This window comes from Agromyces humatus (assembly GCF_021228295.1).
GTDB classification, from domain to species: Bacteria; Actinomycetota; Actinomycetes; order Actinomycetales; family Microbacteriaceae; genus Agromyces; species Agromyces humatus.
Genome location: NZ_JAJQPD010000002.1, coordinates 506993 through 523084 on the forward strand (window position 1 = coordinate 506993; position 16092 = coordinate 523084).

Annotated in this window: 16 protein-coding genes; 2 read left to right on the forward strand and 14 right to left on the reverse strand. The window is 69.6% G+C overall.

Annotation, left to right across the window (positions count from 1 at the left end):
• Positions 1–23: 23 nt before the first annotated feature.
• From LSF15_RS05025 to rpsP, 5 genes are all read right to left on the reverse strand, one after another.
• Positions 24–812, reverse strand: coding sequence for a sirohydrochlorin chelatase (locus tag LSF15_RS05025; RefSeq protein ID WP_232497419.1), 789 nt, complete (start codon positions 810–812; stop codon positions 24–26).
• 116 nt (positions 813–928) lie between these two features.
• On the reverse strand, positions 929–1618 hold the full coding sequence (gene trmD / locus LSF15_RS05030) for a tRNA (guanosine(37)-N1)-methyltransferase TrmD (RefSeq protein WP_232497420.1): 690 nt from the start codon (positions 1616–1618) through the stop codon (positions 929–931).
• 7 nt (positions 1619–1625) lie between these two features.
• Positions 1626–2270, reverse strand: a complete 645-nt coding sequence (gene rimM, locus LSF15_RS05035; protein ID WP_232497421.1) for a ribosome maturation factor RimM — start codon at positions 2268–2270, stop codon at positions 1626–1628.
• Between the two features lies 1 nt (position 2271).
• Entirely contained in the window at positions 2272–2508 is a 237-nt protein-coding gene (locus tag LSF15_RS05040) for an RNA-binding protein (RefSeq protein ID WP_056651189.1), read from the reverse strand.
• Between the two features lie 3 nt (positions 2509–2511).
• Positions 2512–2931, reverse strand: coding sequence for a 30S ribosomal protein S16 (gene rpsP, locus LSF15_RS05045; protein ID WP_232497422.1), 420 nt, complete (start codon positions 2929–2931; stop codon positions 2512–2514).
• Between the two features lie 288 nt (positions 2932–3219).
• Here rpsP and LSF15_RS05050 point away from each other — a divergent pair, with 288 nt between their 5' ends.
• Positions 3220–4389 carry a glutamate--cysteine ligase gene (locus LSF15_RS05050; protein ID WP_232497423.1) on the forward strand — a complete coding sequence of 390 codons (1170 nt, stop codon included), beginning with the start codon at positions 3220–3222 and terminating at the stop codon, positions 4387–4389.
• Here the strand turns inward: LSF15_RS05050 and LSF15_RS05055 are convergent.
• Genes LSF15_RS05055 through smc form a run of 5 tightly spaced genes read right to left on the reverse strand, consistent with a single transcriptional unit; the run spans position 4386 to position 12367 of the window.
• The gene (locus LSF15_RS05055; protein WP_232497424.1) at positions 4386–5819 is read right to left on the reverse strand and encodes a GH1 family beta-glucosidase; all 1434 of its coding nucleotides are present in this window, start codon (positions 5817–5819) and stop codon (positions 4386–4388) included. The two genes, LSF15_RS05050 and LSF15_RS05055, sit on opposite strands and share 4 nt — an antisense overlap.
• Entirely contained in the window at positions 5816–7414 is a 1599-nt protein-coding gene (gene ffh / locus LSF15_RS05060) for a signal recognition particle protein (protein WP_232497425.1), read from the reverse strand. Before ffh ends, LSF15_RS05055 begins: the two co-directional genes overlap by 4 nt.
• A 13-nt stretch (positions 7415–7427) precedes the next feature.
• The gene (locus tag LSF15_RS05065) at positions 7428–7907 is read right to left on the reverse strand and encodes a DUF2004 domain-containing protein (RefSeq protein ID WP_232497426.1); all 480 of its coding nucleotides are present in this window, start codon (positions 7905–7907) and stop codon (positions 7428–7430) included.
• 10 nt (positions 7908–7917) lie between these two features.
• Complete coding sequence (ftsY, locus tag LSF15_RS05070; RefSeq protein ID WP_232497427.1) at positions 7918–8793, reverse strand: signal recognition particle-docking protein FtsY; 876 nt, start codon at positions 8791–8793, stop codon at positions 7918–7920.
• 49 nt (positions 8794–8842) lie between these two features.
• The gene (gene smc, locus LSF15_RS05075) at positions 8843–12367 is read right to left on the reverse strand and encodes a chromosome segregation protein SMC (protein ID WP_232497428.1); all 3525 of its coding nucleotides are present in this window, start codon (positions 12365–12367) and stop codon (positions 8843–8845) included.
• Positions 12368–12539: 172 nt separating this feature from the next.
• Here smc and LSF15_RS05080 point away from each other — a divergent pair, with 172 nt between their 5' ends.
• Positions 12540–13610 (forward strand): GNAT family N-acetyltransferase, encoded by a 1071-nt coding sequence (locus LSF15_RS05080; RefSeq protein WP_232497429.1) that lies wholly within the window; start codon positions 12540–12542, stop codon positions 13608–13610.
• A 16-nt stretch (positions 13611–13626) separates the two neighbouring features.
• Here LSF15_RS05080 and mutM read toward each other — a convergent pair whose 3' ends face one another.
• The 4 genes from mutM to LSF15_RS05100 are packed head-to-tail and all read right to left on the reverse strand — an operon-like array spanning position 13627 to position 16087.
• A complete protein-coding gene (gene mutM / locus LSF15_RS05085; protein ID WP_232497430.1) occupies positions 13627–14565 on the reverse strand; it encodes a bifunctional DNA-formamidopyrimidine glycosylase/DNA-(apurinic or apyrimidinic site) lyase in 939 nt (312 codons plus the stop codon).
• A gap of 1 nt (position 14566) precedes the next feature.
• Complete coding sequence (rnc, locus tag LSF15_RS05090; protein WP_372459910.1) at positions 14567–15280, reverse strand: ribonuclease III; 714 nt, start codon at positions 15278–15280, stop codon at positions 14567–14569.
• 28 nt (positions 15281–15308) lie between these two features.
• Positions 15309–15512 carry a 50S ribosomal protein L32 gene (gene rpmF / locus LSF15_RS05095; protein WP_106564619.1) on the reverse strand — a complete coding sequence of 68 codons (204 nt, stop codon included), beginning with the start codon at positions 15510–15512 and terminating at the stop codon, positions 15309–15311.
• 2 nt (positions 15513–15514) lie between these two features.
• Positions 15515–16087: a YceD family protein gene (locus tag LSF15_RS05100; RefSeq protein ID WP_232497479.1), complete on the reverse strand. Its 573-nt coding sequence runs from the start codon at positions 16085–16087 to the stop codon at positions 15515–15517.
• Positions 16088–16092 lie beyond the last annotated feature (5 nt).

The following is a 16092-nucleotide window of genomic DNA, read 5'->3' on the forward strand; positions in this document are numbered from 1 at the left end:
CGGCCTGATCGGAACGGCTTCGATCACTCGGGCGCGGCGTCGCCGTAGCGTTCGATGACGAGTTCGACCAGTTCCCGCGGAGCCGCACGCTCGGGCGTGAGCAGCGGGGCGGCGACCGCATCGGCTCCGGCCGCCGACGCCGCATCGTAGAACGTGCCCGGCGCGAGCAGGTAGGTGCCGACGACCACCCGTGCGCCGGGATGCACCTCGCGGATCATCTCGATCGCGTCGGGCAGCCGAGGGATCGCGGCGGCGATGAATCCCACGGTCACGGGCCTCCCGAGCCGGTGGGCGAGCCGGCGAGCGGTCTCGAAGCACTCGCGCACGGCGCGGGGGTCGTTCGACCCTGCTGCCGCGAGCACGACGGCGTCGCCGCTGTCGAGGCCGACCTCTTCGAGCCGTGCGGCGAGCACCGAGACGATGCGGTCGTCGGGGCCGAGCTCGGCTGCGAGCTGAGTGCGGCCGCCGATGCGATCGAGCCCCTGCGACAGGCCGGTGCGCACGTGGTAGCCGGCCGAGAGCACGAGCGGCACGATCACGTCGTCTGCGTCTGCGTCTGCCTCTGCGTCCGCGTCGGCGCCGACGGCGAGCATCGCCGCGACATCGGCGTTCGATGCATCGACGAAGCTGATCGACACCTCGAGGTCCGGCCGCAGGGAGGCCACGCCGTCGACGAGCCGGATCACCGCCTCGCGGTTCTCGGTCGACGGCGGCCCGTGGGTCACGGCGACGAGCCGCATCGGGTGGCTGTCGAGCCCTTCGGCGTGCAGTATCGCACCTGTCGACCCGACCATCTCTGCGACCCCGCTCATTCCGGCGGTATCCGGTCTCAGCCGCCGGTTTCGACGGTATGCACGGGGTGTTTCGCGGGTCGCACCCGCATGTTTCGGGGAGGTGAAGAGTCCCTCACGCCGCGGGGCCGACGACGTCAGTCGTCGAGCAGCTCGGGCCGCACGCGACGGGTGCGCTCGACCTGCTGCTCGTACCGCCAGACGGCGATCGCGCCGTGGTTGCCCGAAAGCAGCACGGGGGGCACGTCGAGACCGCGCCACGCGGCCGGCTTCGTATAGCTCGGGTATTCGAGCAGCCCGTTCTCGTGCGACTCCTCGACGAGGCTCTCGGGGTTGCCGACGACCCCGGGCACGAGGCGCCCGGCCGCTTCGATCATCGCCATGACGGCGACCTCGCCGCCGTTGAGCACGTAGTCGCCGAGGCTGATGAGCCGCACGCGCATGCGCGTCGAGTAGTGGTCGACGACACGCTGGTCGATGCCCTCGTATCGACCGCACGCGAACACGAGGTGCTGCTCTGCGGCGAGGTCGCGTGCGAGCTGCTGGGTGAACGGCTCGCCGGCCGGCGACGGCACGACGAGCAGGGCATCGGATGCGCCGTCGCCGACGATCGCATCGAGCGCCTCGCCCCACGGCTCTGGCTTCATGACCATGCCGGCGCCGCCCCCGTAGGGCGTGTCGTCGACCGTGCGGTGCCGGTCGTGGGTGAAGTCTCGCAGGTCGTGTGCGGTGATCTCGATGAGGCCCGACTGGCGGGCCTTGCCGAGGAGCGACAGGTCGAGCACGTCGAAGAACGACGGGAAGATCGTCACGATGTCGACGCGCACGGTGCTGCTACTCGTCGCGATCGTCGGCGCTGTCGGATGCCTCGGGCTCGCCTTCGACGGCGCGCTCGGTCAGGTCGGCGACGGGTGCGGCGGCGGCCTCGTCGACCACTTCCTCGAAGAGTCCGGCGGGCGGCGTCACCGTGAGGGTGCCTGCTTCGAGGTCGACCTCGGGCACGATAGCGCCGACGAAGGGCACCATGACCTCGCGGCCACCCGCCCGCTCGGCATCGACGCGGACGATGAGCAGGTCTTGGGCCGGCAGGTGGTCGACGTGCGTGACTTCGCCGATGCGCACGCCGTCACGAAGAACCGAGAGGCCGATGAGCTGGTGGTCGTACCAGGCGTCGGGCTCGCCGGCTTCGTCGTCGGTGTGCGAGACCCAGAGGATGGCCTTCGCGAGGCTCTCGGCCGCGGTGCGGTCGTCGACCCCCTCGAAGAAGCCGACGGGATGGCCGTTGTACCAGCGCAGCTCGCGCAGGGTGAGGTGCTTGCCGTGCCACGGCGAGCCCGCGGGAACCTGCAGCGAGAACTCCGCGCCGGGCACGAAGCGACGCTCGGGGTCGTCGGTGTAGAGCTCGAGCTTGATGGCGCCCTTCAGGCCGTGCGCCTTGGTGAGGCGGCCGACCCGCAGTTGCGTGCCTGCGTCGGCCACGTCAGTCGTCGGTGTCGACGACGTCGACGCGAACGCGGCGTCCGTCGGCGAGGGCCGTGACAAGGGTGCGGAGCGCTTTCGCGGTGCGGCCGGCGCGGCCGATGACGCGACCGAGGTCCTCGGGGTTCACATGAACCTCGAGGACCTCGCCACGTGCGCTCGACGCGGAGACGACCTTCACGTCGTCAGGGTGATCGACGATCCCCTTGACGAGGTGTTCGAGCGCGGACTGGAGCAAGGCCTACGCCTCGTCCGTCGCGGCCTCGGCCTCGGCCTCGGCGGGCGCCGCTTCGGCCTTGGGTGCCGGCTTCTCGGCCTTGGGCTTGAGCACCGGCTTCTTCTTCTCGTCGGCGACGAACGCGACCTTGGCGTCCTTCACCTGAACCTTCGAGACGGCGTTCTCGTCGCCCTTGAACTTGCCCCAGTCGCCCGTGAGCTTGAGGATCGCGGCGACCTGCTCGGTCGGCTGCGCGCCGACGGAGAGCCAGTACTGGGCACGCTCGGAGTCGACCTCGATGAACGAGGGCTGCTCGGTGGGGTGGTACTTGCCGATCTCCTCGATGACACGACCGTCGCGCTTGGTGCGCGAGTCGGCGACGACGATGCGGTAGTAGGGCGCACGGATCTTGCCGAGGCGCTTGAGACGAATCTTGACAGCCACAATTCTCCTGAAAATGTTGTGAGGTAAGCGAACTGACAGCCGTGAGCGTGGGGTGCACACTCGGCGGAAGCTCTATGGGGTTCCGCACGCCGGATAGAGGGTCGGGCGGTACGGAACTCGACTGACCATTCTTGCAGATTCCGCGCCGAAACGAGAATCGCACACCTGCGGCATCCGTCGGCGATCGATCGACGACCGCGCCGCATGACGACACTTCGCCCCCACGGAGTCGGCGCCACGTGCCATGATGTCCCCACATCGGCGCACGCCGAGAGGACGGGGGCGGCCATGGCCATCGAGTTCGCGCGCTCCGCGCGCTCCACCGTCGGCATGGAATGGGAGATCGCCATCGTCGATCGCGCCACCGGTGAACTGGCCTCGGTCGCTGATCGGGTGCTCGAGGTGCTCGATGAGGGAAGCCCCGGTGAGCATCATCCGTTCATCACCTCCGAGCTCCTCACGAACACCGTCGAGCTCGTCAGCGACGTGCACACGACCGTCGCCGCGACGGTGGCCGACCTCGAGGGCCAGCTCGCCGAGGTGCGTGCCGTCATCGACGAGCTCGGCGAGTACGAGCTCATCTGCAGCGGCTCGCACCCCTTCAGCCAGTGGTACCACCAGCAGCTCACCGACAAGGCCCGATACCGCAAGCTCATCGAGCGCACCCGATGGTGGGGGCGCAACATGATGATCTGGGGCGTGCACGTGCATGTCGGCATCGAAGACCGCGACAAGGCCCTGCCGATCCTCGACGGCTTGCTCGCATACCTGCCGCACCTGCAGGCGCTGAGCGCGTCGAGCCCGTTCTGGGCGGGCGTCGAGACGGGCTACGCGTCGAATCGCGCCCTCATGTTCCAGCAGCTGCCGACGGCGGGACTCCCGTACCCGCTCGCAGACTGGGCGGCCTACGAGCGCTACGTCGACGACCTCATCCGCACCGGCGTCATCGAAGACCACAGCGAGGTGCGATGGGACATCCGTCCGTCGCCCCGCTGGGGCACCGTCGAGGTGAGGGTCTGCGACGGCGTGTCGACCGCCGCCGAGATCGGCGCGATCGGCGCGCTCGTGCAGTGCCTCGTCGAATGGATGAGCACCAGGCTCGATGAGGGTGAGAAGCTCACGGTGCTGCAGCCCTGGTACCTGCGCGAGAACAAGTGGCGCGCGGCCCGCTACGGCATGGACGCCGAGGTGATCACGGATGTCGCGGGCACCGAGCGACCCGTCGCCGACGACCTGCGCGACCTCCTCACGACACTCGCACCCGTCGCCGACCGGCTCGGCTGCGCCGCCGAGCTGCAGCACGTGCGCGCCTCGCTCGACGGCGGCGCGAGCTATCAGCGCCAGCTTCGGGTCGCCGAGGCTGCCGATGGTGATCTCACCGCGGTCGTCGCGCACCTCGCACGGGAGCTCCGCGAGGGCTCCGCCCCGACGCACACGCCTGCCTCACCGAGCAGCTAGGCCGGAATCGCGCGCGTGCGGATCAGCTCGGCGTACCACTTCGCGCTGTCTTTCGGCAGCCGCTCGAGTGTGTCGTAGTCGACGCGCACGATGCCGAACCGCTTCGAGTACCCGTAGCCCCACTCGAAGTTGTCCATGAGCGACCACACCTGGTAGCCGCGCAGGTCGACGCCACGCGCCATGGCGCGATGCGCCGCTGTGAAGTGGCGCCGCAGGTAGTCGATGCGGTCGAGGTCGTGCACGGCCGGTCCGTCGGGCGTCTCGGTCACGACGTCGTCGAACGCGGCACCGTTCTCGGTGACCATGAGGGGCAGAGCCGGGTAGGCCTCGTGCAGCGCCACCAGCAGGTCTTCGAGGCCCGATGGGTCGATGTTCCAGCCCATGGCCGTGTAGGGGCCGGGTTGCACGAGGAACTCGACGTGCTCGGAACCCGGCCACGGGGTGCCGCCCATGTCTTTGTGGCCGTCGGCGTTCGACCGCGGCGAGCGGCCGTCCCACATCTCGACCGTGACCGTGGAGTAGTAGTTGACACCGAGCAGGTCGATCGGCTGGCGGATCAGCTCGGTGTCACCGGGCTTCACGAATGACCAATCGGTGACGTCGGCGGTGTCGGCGATGACATCGGCCGGGTACTCGCCATCGAGCAACGGACCGAGGAAGACGCGGTTCGCGAGCCCGTCGATGCGACGCGCCGCCTCGGCGCCGGTCGGGCCATGCGGCCGGATCACGTGCAGGTTCAGAGTGATCGAGTAGCCCGGGTCGTTCGTGACCACCTCGCGTAGGGCGGCGATCGCGAGCCCGTGCGCGAGGTTCAGGTGGTGCACGGCCCCCAGCGCCTTGGCGCCGTCCATGATTCCTGGGGCATGCGCGCCCGAGCCGTATCCGAGATAAGCGCTGCACCAGGGCTCATTGAGCGTCGTCCACACGGCGACGCGGTCGCCGAGCCGCTCGCCCATGATGCGGGCGTACTCGGCGAATGCCTCGGCCGTGGCGCGGTTCGCCCAGCCGCCCTCGTCTTCGAGGGCCTGCGGAAGGTCCCAGTGGTACAGGGTCGCGATGGGTCGGATGCCCCGGGCGATGAGCCCGTCGACCAGGCGCTCGTAGAACGCCAGCCCCGCCTCGTTCGCGGGGCCGCGTCCGGTGGGCTGGATCCGCGGCCACGCGATCGAGAATCGGTAGGCCTCGAGGCCGAGGTCGGACATGAGGTCGAGGTCGGACTCGAGGCGGTGGTAATGGTCGTCGGCGACGTCGCCGGTGTCACCGTTCCAGACCTTGCCGGGCGAGTGGCTGAACGTGTCCCAGATCGACGGGCCGCGCCCGTCTTCGGCAGCGGCGCCCTCGATCTGGTATGAGGCGGTCGCGGAGCCGAACAGGAAGTCAACGGGAAACTCGAGGCCGGCGTCTCGGTACTCGGCGTCGCCGATGGTCATCGGCCGAGGAACTTCTGCAGCGAGGCGAGCTCTTCTTCGGTCGGGGCGTTCTTGGCACCGGCGCCCGCGCCGGCGCCGGCGCCGAGGCCGAACCCCGAACCGGCGGGCGCCGAGCCGTGATCGGTGGGGGCGACGCCCGACGCGATCGCCGCATTCTCGGCGGCGCGCTTCGCGGGGTTGCCCGAGCGGGAGCCCGACGACTTCTTCTTCGCCTTCGCGGCCTGGCGTTTGCCGCCGCCGTGGCCGCCGCCACCGGGGATCGGGCCCATTCCTGGGATCTGGGGCATGCCGCCGCGCGCGACGGTCTTCATCATCTTCGCCGCCTGCTCGAAGCGCTGCACGAGCTGGTTGACGTCGGTGACGGTCATGCCCGCGCCCTTCGCGATGCGCAGTCGGCGCGAGCCGTTGAGGAGCTTGGTGTTCTTGCGCTCTGCCGGGGTCATCGACTGGATGATCGCCTCGGTGCGCACGATCTCGCGCTCGTCGAAGTTCTCGAGCTGCTGCTTCATGCCACCCGCGCCGGGGAGCATGCCGAGCATCTTCTTGATGGAGCCGGCGCCGCGCAGCTGCTGCATCTGCGCCAGGAAGTCGTCGAGCGTGAACTGCTCGGTCGCGAGCTTCTCGGCGACCTTCAGCGCCTCCTCCTCGTCGAAGGCCTCTTGGGCCTGCTCGATGAGCGTGAGGATGTCGCCGAGGTCGAGGATGCGGCTCGCCATGCGGTCGGGGTGGAACGGCTCGAAGTCGTCGAGTCCTTCACCGGTCGACGCGAAGATGATGGGACGCCCGGTGACGGACGCCACGGAGAGCGCCGCACCGCCGCGCGCGTCGCCGTCGAGCTTCGAGAGCACGACGCCCGTGAAGTCGACGCCCTCTTGGAACGCCTTCGCCGTGGTGACGGCATCTTGACCGATCATCGCGTCGATGACGAAGAGCACCTCGTCGGGGTTCGTCGCCTTGCGGATGTTCGCGGCCTGCTTCATCATCTCGGCGTCGACGCCGAGCCGACCCGCCGTGTCGATGATGACGACGTCGTGCTGGGCCCGCTCGGCCTGCTTCACGGCGTCTCGGGCGACGCGCACCGGGTCGCCGACGCCGTTGCCCGGTTCTGGCGCGAAGACCGGCACGCCGGCCTGGCCGCCCACCACCTGCAGCTGGTTCACCGCGTTCGGGCGCTGCAGGTCGGCGGCGACGAGCATCGGGGTGTGGCCGTCTTTCACGAGCCACTTCGCGAGCTTGCCCGCGAGCGTCGTCTTACCCGCACCCTGGAGGCCGGCGAGCATGATCACGGTCGGCGGGTTCTTCGCGAACTGCAGGCGGCGCTGCTCGCCGCCGAGGATGCGCACCAGCTCTTCGTTGACGATCTGCACGACCTGCTGCGCCGGGTTCAGCGCCTTGTTGACCTCGTCGCCGAGCGCGCGTTCGCGAACGTGGGCGGTGAACTGCTTGACCACGTCGAGTGAGACGTCGGCGTCGAGCAGGGCACGACGGATCTCGCGCACCGTGCCATCGACGTCGGATGCCGAGAGCTTGCCCTTGGTGCGAAGGTTCTTGAACGTCTCCGCGAGGCGGTCAGACAGGTTTCCGAAGGTTGCCATGGTGCCTTCGATTCTAAGCGTCGAAGCGGACGTCGACGATCTCGCGCCCCATGTCGATGGAGGCGACGAGTCGCGCCTCGGTGTCTTCGGGCGCGAGGCCGTACTCGAATTCGGCGAACACGTCGCCGTCGCGATCGGCGTCGGGACGCAGGTCGACGCGGACGAGACTCAACGAGCGCAGGGCGTCGATCTGCCGGTCGCCGGACTCGCGGGTGATGGCCGCGTCGGCGGCGTCGGCTTCCTCGCCGTCGAGCACGGCCGCGAGGAAGTTCGTGACGGGGCCGCGCCCGTCGAGCTGCCCCACGAAGACGTTGCGCAGCTCGTCGTCGACGAGCTCGAGCTCCCCGACCATCGTGGCGGCCGCATCGAGCGCCGCCGTCGAGACGAGGTCGGAGTCCGCGTCGAGCACGACCTCGACGTCTTGGTCGCCGTACTCCTTGCGTTCGGCCCAGTAGTCGCCGATGAGTCCGAAGTAGTCATGTTCGATCGACATGCGATGCCCCCTAGCCCACGAGTTTCTGCGCGAAGACATGCGGCGTGAAACCCGTCAGGTCGCCGATGCCCTCGCCCTGGCCGATGAGCTTGATCGGCAGGCCGGTCTTCTCTTGCACGGCCAGCACGAAGCCGCCCTTCGCGCTGCCGTCGAGCTTCGTGAGCACGAGCCCGGTCACTCCCCCGTGCTCGATGAACGCCTCGGCCTGCGCGAGGCCGTTCTGCCCGGTGGTCGCGTCGAGCACGAGCAGCACTTCGCTGATCGGCGCCTGCTTCTCGACGACGCGCTTGATCTTGCCGAGCTCGTCCATGAGCCCGCCCTTGGTGTGCAGGCGTCCGGCGGTGTCGATGATGACGATCTCGGTGCCGTCGCGCTTGGCCTGCTCAACCGTCTGGAAGGCCACGGACGCCGGATCCTGGCCCTCGCGCTCGGGCCGGACGATGCCGACTCCGGCGCGCTCGGCCCACGTCGCGAGTTGGTCGACGGCCGCCGCACGGAAGGTGTCGGCGGCGCCGACCACGACCGAGCGGTCGTAACTGCGCAGGAAGCGTGCGAACTTGCCGATCGTGGTCGTCTTGCCCACGCCGTTGACGCCGACCACGAGCACGACCGCGGGCCGCTCGGTGAGCTTCAGGGTCGGATCGTACTTCGACAGCCGCTCTTCGACGTTCTCGCGCAGCATGCGCTGCACGTCGCGCGGGTCGGTGGTCTTGTACCGCTCGACCTGGGCCCTGATGGCGTCGACCATCTCTTCGGTGACCGCCGGGCCGAAGTCGGCGCGGATCAGCGCGGACTCGAGGTCGTCCCACGTGTCTTCATCGATCGTCTTCGCTCCGAAGACCCCGCGAAGTGCCGCGCCGAGCGACCAGGATGCGCGTTCTGCCATGCCACCAGCCTACGGTGACGGATGCCCCGTGCCACGCGGCATCCGCTCGTCAGCTCGCTCGTGCTTCACGGTCCTCGCGGACCCGCTGTCCGACGACGGCGGAGACGCCGTCTTGGCGCATGGAGACGCCGTAGAGCGCGTCGGCGATCTCCATCGTTCGCTTCTGGTGCGTGATGACGATGAGCTGGCTCGAGTCGCGGAGGTCTTCGAAGGTCGAGAGCAGTCGGCCGAGGTTCGCGTCGTCGAGGGCCGCCTCGACCTCGTCCATGATGTAGAACGGGCTCGGGCGGGCCTTGAAGATCGCCATCAGCAGCGCCACGGCCGCGAGCGAGCGCTCGCCGCCCGAGAGCAGCGAGAGTCGCTCGATCTTCTTGCCGGCGGGCTTCACGCTCACCTCGATGCCGGTCGTGAGCATGTCGTCGGGGTTCGTCAGCGAGATGCTGCCCGATCCGCCGGGGAACAGCACCGGGAACACCTCGGCGAACGCCGCCTGGGTGTCGTCGAACGCACTGCGGAAGATCGCCTCCATCTTGGTGTCGATCTCCTCGATGATCGTGATGAGGTCCTTGCGGGTGTTCGCGAGGTCGGTGAGCTGCTCGCTGAGGAACTGGTGGCGCTGTTCGAGGGCTGCGAACTCCTCGAGCGCGAGCGGGTTCACGCGCCCCAGCTGAGTGAGCTTGCGCTCGGCGGCGGCCAGTCGGCGCTGCTGCTCGTCACGCTGGAACGCCCTCGGTTCGCCGGCCTCGTCCTCAGGCGGGATCTCGTGATCGGGTCCGTACTCGGCGACGAGCACGTCTTCGGAGAGACCGAGTTCGGATTCCGCGCGCTCGACGAGTCCGCCGATGTGGAGCTTCTTCTCGTAGATGCGCAGCTCGAGTCCGTGCACGTCTTCGGTGACGGCGTGCAGGCGCTGCCTGACCGCCGCCTCCTCGCGTCGCACCGCCTGCAGCTCCTCGTTTCGGCTCGCGCGCTCGGCTTCGGCACGCCCGAGCCCGACCCGGGCCTCGGCGACCGACGCGTCGACCGATGCGAGCGCCTGCGGCAGCACATCGGCCACTCGGCGCGCCGCCTCCAGCTGCGCCCGACGGATGACCGCCCGGCGCGCGGCATCAGCGGCGGCCTGACGCTCAGCGTCGAACTGCGCCTGCATCGCCCGGATGCGCACCTCTTCGGCACGCACGCGCTCCTTCGCGGTCTCGAGCCTGAGCTTCGCTTCGACCTCGGCCTCACGCGCCGTCTCGAGCGCGGCGAGCGCACCCTCGCGCGCTTCGGTGTCGAGCACCGGTCGAGGAGTTGCCCGCACGACGTCGAGGGCCTCCTTCGCCGTCACGGCGGCGCGCTCGGCGTCGACGACGCGCTCCTCGGCGTTGGCCGCGGCCTGCCGCAGCCGCTCGGAGTCCGCCTCGGCCGCCTCGGCCTGCACGCGCGCCCGGTTGAGCTGCTCGGTGCGCTGGGCGAGCTGTGCGTCGAACTCTCTCAGCGCCGCGAGGGCGCGCTTGGACAGCTCCTTCGACTGCTCGACGATCTGCCGCTGCTCGGTGAGCTCGTACCGGCTGCGCTCGATCTCGGCGCGGACCTCGTCGAGGCGCGCCGCGGCGCGGTCGCGCTCGGCGATGAGCTCGATGCGACTCTGCTTCCGCCCTGAGCCGCCGCGCAGCACGAACCGCCCGACGACGGTGCCGTCCTTCGTGATCACGGTGGCGGGCCGCGTCGACGCGGCGATCGCCTGCTCGGCAGCGCGGGCCGCAGCGAGATCGTCGGCGATGAGCACCTCTGCCAACAGGCCCTGCACGCCCGCGGGCGCGGTGACCACGGCCGACGCCGCGGTGAGCCCGTCGAACGTCGGCAGCGGTTCAGGCGCCGCGTTCGACCCGGCCTCGGCCAGCGCCAGCGCAACCCGGCCCAGTTGCCCCGTCTCGGCCCGGTCGAGCGCGCGGAAGGCGGCGTCGCGATCGTCGACGAGTACCGCGTCGGCGAGCGACCCGAGGGCCGCGGCGATGGCGGCCTCGTAGCCCGGCTGCACCTGCATCGCCTCGGCGAGCAACCCGCGCACACCGTCGATGCCGGCAGCCACGAGCGCCGCCGAGCCGTCTTTCTGGTCGAGTGCGAGCGACAGCGCCTGGGTGCGCGCACCCAGTGCACCGTGCTCGCGCTCTCGCCCGTGCAGCTCGTCGCGGATGCGCTCGATCTCGGCCTCGGCCTCGAACACCGCGGCCTGAGCGAGCTCGTAGGCCTCATCGAGGTCGGTCTCGGCCGTTTCGCGCGTGTCGGCGGCGGTCTCTGCCTCGGCGAGTGCGGCGGCGGCGCGCGACCGGCGCTCGGCCGATGCTGCGAGGGCGTTCTCGTGGCGGAGCACCTCGCCGCGCACGGCGGCGAGCTTCGACGCGGCCGTGTCGGCCTGCCCCGCGAGCTTCGAGAGCTCGAGATCGTAGGCCGAGACCAGTGCGCTCTGGCGGGCGATGCCCTCGTCGACGGTGTCGAGTTCCGAACGGCGGCGCATGGTCGCCTCATGGGCGTCGTCGAGGGCGGATGCCGCAGCACCGACACCGTCGCGAATGCCGTCGAGCTCGGACACGGCGCTGTCGATCATCTCGCGAGTGACGCTCGGCGAGGCATCCGTCTCTTCGGACGCGCTCTCGAGCAGTGCGATGCGCTGCCGGGCGAGCGAATCGAGCGAGCGCAGGTTGCCCTGCGCCTGCTCGAGCGCGAAGCTCGTCGACCTCGCACGGTCGACGTCGTCGCCCGACTGCGCCGCCTCGAGCCGCGTGACCTTGGCCTGGTGCCGCTCGAGCTGGTCTTGCAGTCCCAGCCGCTCGGCGTGGCGTTCGTGCTCGGTGCGGCCGTGCTGCTCGAGCGCGCGGCGGAGGCCGACCACCTCATCGGCGAGCAACCGTGCGCGGGCGTCGCGCACGACGGCGGCGATCGTGGCCGCCTCGCGGGCGACCTCAGCCTGGCGGCCCAGCGGTTTCAGCTGGCGTCGGATCTCACCGGCGAGATCGGAGAGACGGGTGAGGTTGGCCTGCATCGCGTCGAGCTTGCGCAGCGTCTTCTCTTTGCGGCGCCGGTGCTTCAAGATGCCCGCGGCCTCCTCGATGAAGCCGCGACGGTCTTCGGGCGTGGCGCGCAGCACCTGGTCGAGCTGGCCCTGTCCGACGATGACGTGCATCTCGCGCCCCAGCCCGGTGTCGCTCAGGAGCTCCTGCACGTCGAGGAGGCGGCACTGCTCGCCGTTGATCGCGTATTCACTCGTGCCGTTGCGGAACAGCGTGCGCGAGATCGTGACCTCGCTGTACTCGATCGGCAGCGCGCCGTCGCTGTTGTCGATCGTCAGGCTCACCTCGGCGCGACCCAGCGGGCCGCGCGTCGACGTTCCGGCGAAGATGACGTCCTCCATCTTGCCGCCGCGGAGCGTCTTGGCGCCCTGCTCGCCCATGACCCACGCGAGGGCGTCGACGACGTTGGACTTGCCCGAGCCGTTGGGGCCGACGATGCAGGTCACACCCGGTTCGAACGCGAACGAGGTCGGCTGTGCGAAGGACTTGAAGCCCTTGAGCGTCAAGCTCTTCAGATACACGTCCCACCCTCCCCTGTCCGCGAGAACGCTGCGGACTACGGTATCCGAGGTTCGCACCGGTCGAGCGCACGCGCGCCGTACGCGGACGAAGCCGCCCCTTGCCGCGAACCCGACGCCTCGATATTCTGGCGGGCTGCCCGAACGGCACATCACCCGACGACAGGAGCGCCGCATGGCGGTCGAGATCCGACCGATCACCTTCCCCGACCGGCTCGGCACCCGCGAGTCCGTCGAGTTCGAGCGCTACGCCGAATTCGCGATCGACATCGAGGTCGAGCGATGGGGCGACGACCGGTTGGCGTACACGCCCGCCGAGATGCTCGCGATGTACCGCGACGAGACGTACGAGATGCGGCAGGCGTTCGCGGCATGGGACGGCGGGGCATGCGTCGGCCGCACGATCACCTGGTGGGAGCGCGACCCTGCGGCGAAGACCGGCACCGTCATCGTGGAGGTCGCTTCGGCGTACCGACGCCAGGGCCTCGGGAGCCGGCTGCTCGAGCACGCCGAGCGCGTGATCACCGATCTCGGGAGGTCCACCTACATGGGGTGGGTCGACTACCCGATCGCACAGCTCGACCTGCCGGGTCCGCGGCTCGCCGCCCCCGACGGCGATGCCACGATCCCGGCCGAGCTCCCCAGCGTGCGATTCGCCACGCGTCACGGGTATGTCATCGGACAACTCGAACGCTCGAGTGCGCTCGACATCGACGGCCGCGTGGAGGAATTCCGCACCGAATCCGCCCGGCGCGAGTCGGCGGCATCCGACTATCGTCTCGTCGGCTGGATCGACCACGTGCCCGAGGCGCTCGTCGACAGCTACGCCGCGGCGCGCGCGCGGATGGTGCTCGACGTGCCTGCCGGCGGCCTCACGATCGACGAGGAGCAGTGGGACGCCGACCGAGTGCGATCACACGAGTCGCAGGCGATCGACGGCGGACGCAACCTGCTCGTGCAGGCCGCCGTCGCACCCGACGGCTCGATCGCCGGATACACCGAGCTCGAGCTGCCTCCTGGAAAGACCGTCGCGTACCAGTCCGACACGCTCGTCCTCGCCGCCCATCGCGGCCACCGCCTCGGCATGCGCATGAAGCTCGCGAACCTCGTTCGGCTCGGCGAGATCGCGCCCGAGCGCACGAAGATCTACACGTGGAATGCCGACGAGAACGCGCACATGCTCGCCATCAACATCGCGCTCGGCTTCGAGCCGCACGGCATGTCGGCCGAATTCCAGCGCGGCTGACGATCGCGGTCCCCGGTCAGGAGCCCGACGACGCCGCGCGACGCGGCGTGCGCCGACGCTGGCATCTCGGGCATCGGTGCGACGAGCGGTTCATGAACGGCTCGCGCACCATCGGCGTGCCGCAGCGCGGACACGGCAGTCCGGCGCGCCCGTAGGCGTTCAGCGAGTGCGCGAAGTATCCGGATGCCCCGTTGACGTTGACGTATTGGGCGTCGAAGCTCGTGCCACCCTCGGCCAGTGCCTTGGCGAGCACCTCGCGAACGGCGGCGAGGAGCTCATGTGCTCGTCGCGCGCTGATCGACGAGGCAGGCTGCTCGGGATGCAGGCGCATGGCCCAGAGCGACTCGTCTGCGTAGATGTTGCCGACCCCGCTGATGACGCCCTGATGGAGCAGCACGCGCTTCACCCCGCTCGCCCGGCGCGCGAGCGACGCGACGAACGCGGCATCGGAGAACGCCGGGTCGAGCGGGTCGCGAGCGATGTGGGCGACCTGCGTGGGAATGCTGCGTGCCCACTCGCCGGTGACGCCTGCCGAGAACCCGGCCACGTCGCCATCGGTCGTCGCGACGAGTCGGTCGACCGCCAGTGACCCGAACGTTCGCTGATCGACGAAGTCGACACGCAGTTCGCCGTGCTCGGGGTGCTCGAGATGCAGGCGGATGCGTACGTGCCGGTCGTCGCCGGCGTGGTCGGGAGTGCGGAGCAGGATCTGCCCGCTCATGCCGAGATGCCCCACGATCGCGCGATCGCCGCCGATCGGAAGCCACAGGAACTTCCCGCGGCGCACCGCTGCATCGATGCGGGCACCGGTGGCGAGCGCCTCGAACGCGCCCATCGTGCGATCGTGCCGCGTGAGCGCGCGCGCGTCGAGCACGTCGACCGCGGAGATCGTCGCGCCGGTCACCGCGGGAGCGAGTCCCGCGCGAACCACCTCGACCTCGGGAAGCTCGGGCACGTCAGCGTGACGGGTTCAGGCGGGTCCACGCTTCGAGCGCGGCGGCCATCTCGGCCTGCTTCTTGCTCGAGCCCTCGCCCGACGCCTCGACGAGATCGCCGACGCTGACCGTGGCGACGAAGTGCTTGTTGTGGTCGGGCCCGCTCTCGACGACCGCATACGACGGCGCCGGAGCGCCGCGGCGCGCGGCGATCTCTTGAAGGCTCGTCTTCGGGTCCATCGACGCGCCGAATCGGGCGGGATCTTGCATGAGCGGGCCGACGAGGCGCAACACGAGGCCGGTCGCGGCATCGCCACCTGCGTCGAGGTACACCGCACCGATGATGGCCTCGACGGTGTCGGCGAGGATCGACGGCTTGTCGGCGCCGCCCGTCATCGTCTCGCCCCGACCGAGGCGCACGTACGGCCCGACGCCGATCGCGCGACCGACCTCGGCCAGCGCGACACTCGAGACGAGACTCGCGCGGCGCTTGGCCAGCTCGCCCTCGTCGAGCTCGGGGTGGTCGCGGAACAGCTTGACCGTGACAGCCTGCCCGAGGATGGAGTCGCCGAGGAACTCGAGACGCTCGTTGGTCGGTATTCCGCCGTTCTCGTACGCGAACGACCGGTGCGTGAGCGCGAGCTGCAGCAGCGCCGGATCGATCTCGACCTGCAGCGTGCGCTGCAGTTCGTCGAGCGTGCGGTCTTCAGCCTGCGTGCGCTCCGTTCGCGTCACGACCGGTCGTCGGTGCGTCTCGGGCCGACTAGACGTCGGCGACCTTGCGGCCCTTGTACTCGAGGAAGAGCGGGGTGCCCGCCGAGTCCTCGACGACCTTCGCGCGGTGCGGAAGGCTGTAGGTGACCTTGCCGTTCTCGACGGTCTTGACGAGCGTGGGGACCTCGGCCTTCCACTGCGACCGGCGCGCGTGGGTGTTGGCGCGTGACTGCTTCCGCTTCGGAACCGCCATGACTATCTCTCTTCTCTCTGCTGGGCAGCGCCGGATTCGTGTTCCGCGCCGTTGTCTACGGAAGCCTGCAATCCCGCGAGCGCGGCCCAGCGGGGGTCGCTGTGCTCAGGGGTGACGAGTTCCGGATGATCGGCCAGTCGGAGCCCGGTCTCGGGGTCGAGACCCGGGCAATCCGGTCGGCACACCGGCTGGAACGGCAGTGACAGCACTACCGCATCTCGGATGAGTGATTCAAGATCCACGTGGTCATCTTGAACCTCATACTCGATGGCTTCTCCAGAATGATACGCGAAAAGCTCCTGGAACTCGACTTGGACAGGCAGCGTGATGTCGATGAGGCATCGACCGCACTCCCCCTCGGCGGTCGCATCGACCTCGCCGGTGACGAGGACGCCCTCGTGAACCGACTCGAGTCGGACTTCGAGATCGAGCTCGGAATCGGCGCGGACCGCGACGAGTCCCTCGCCCATCGCGTCGTCGACGACGATCGTGAGCTGCTCGTCGCGCATCTCGCCCGGACGATTGACGAGGTCGCGGACGTTCAGGCGATAGGGAGAATGCTTGATGGCCACGATCGACG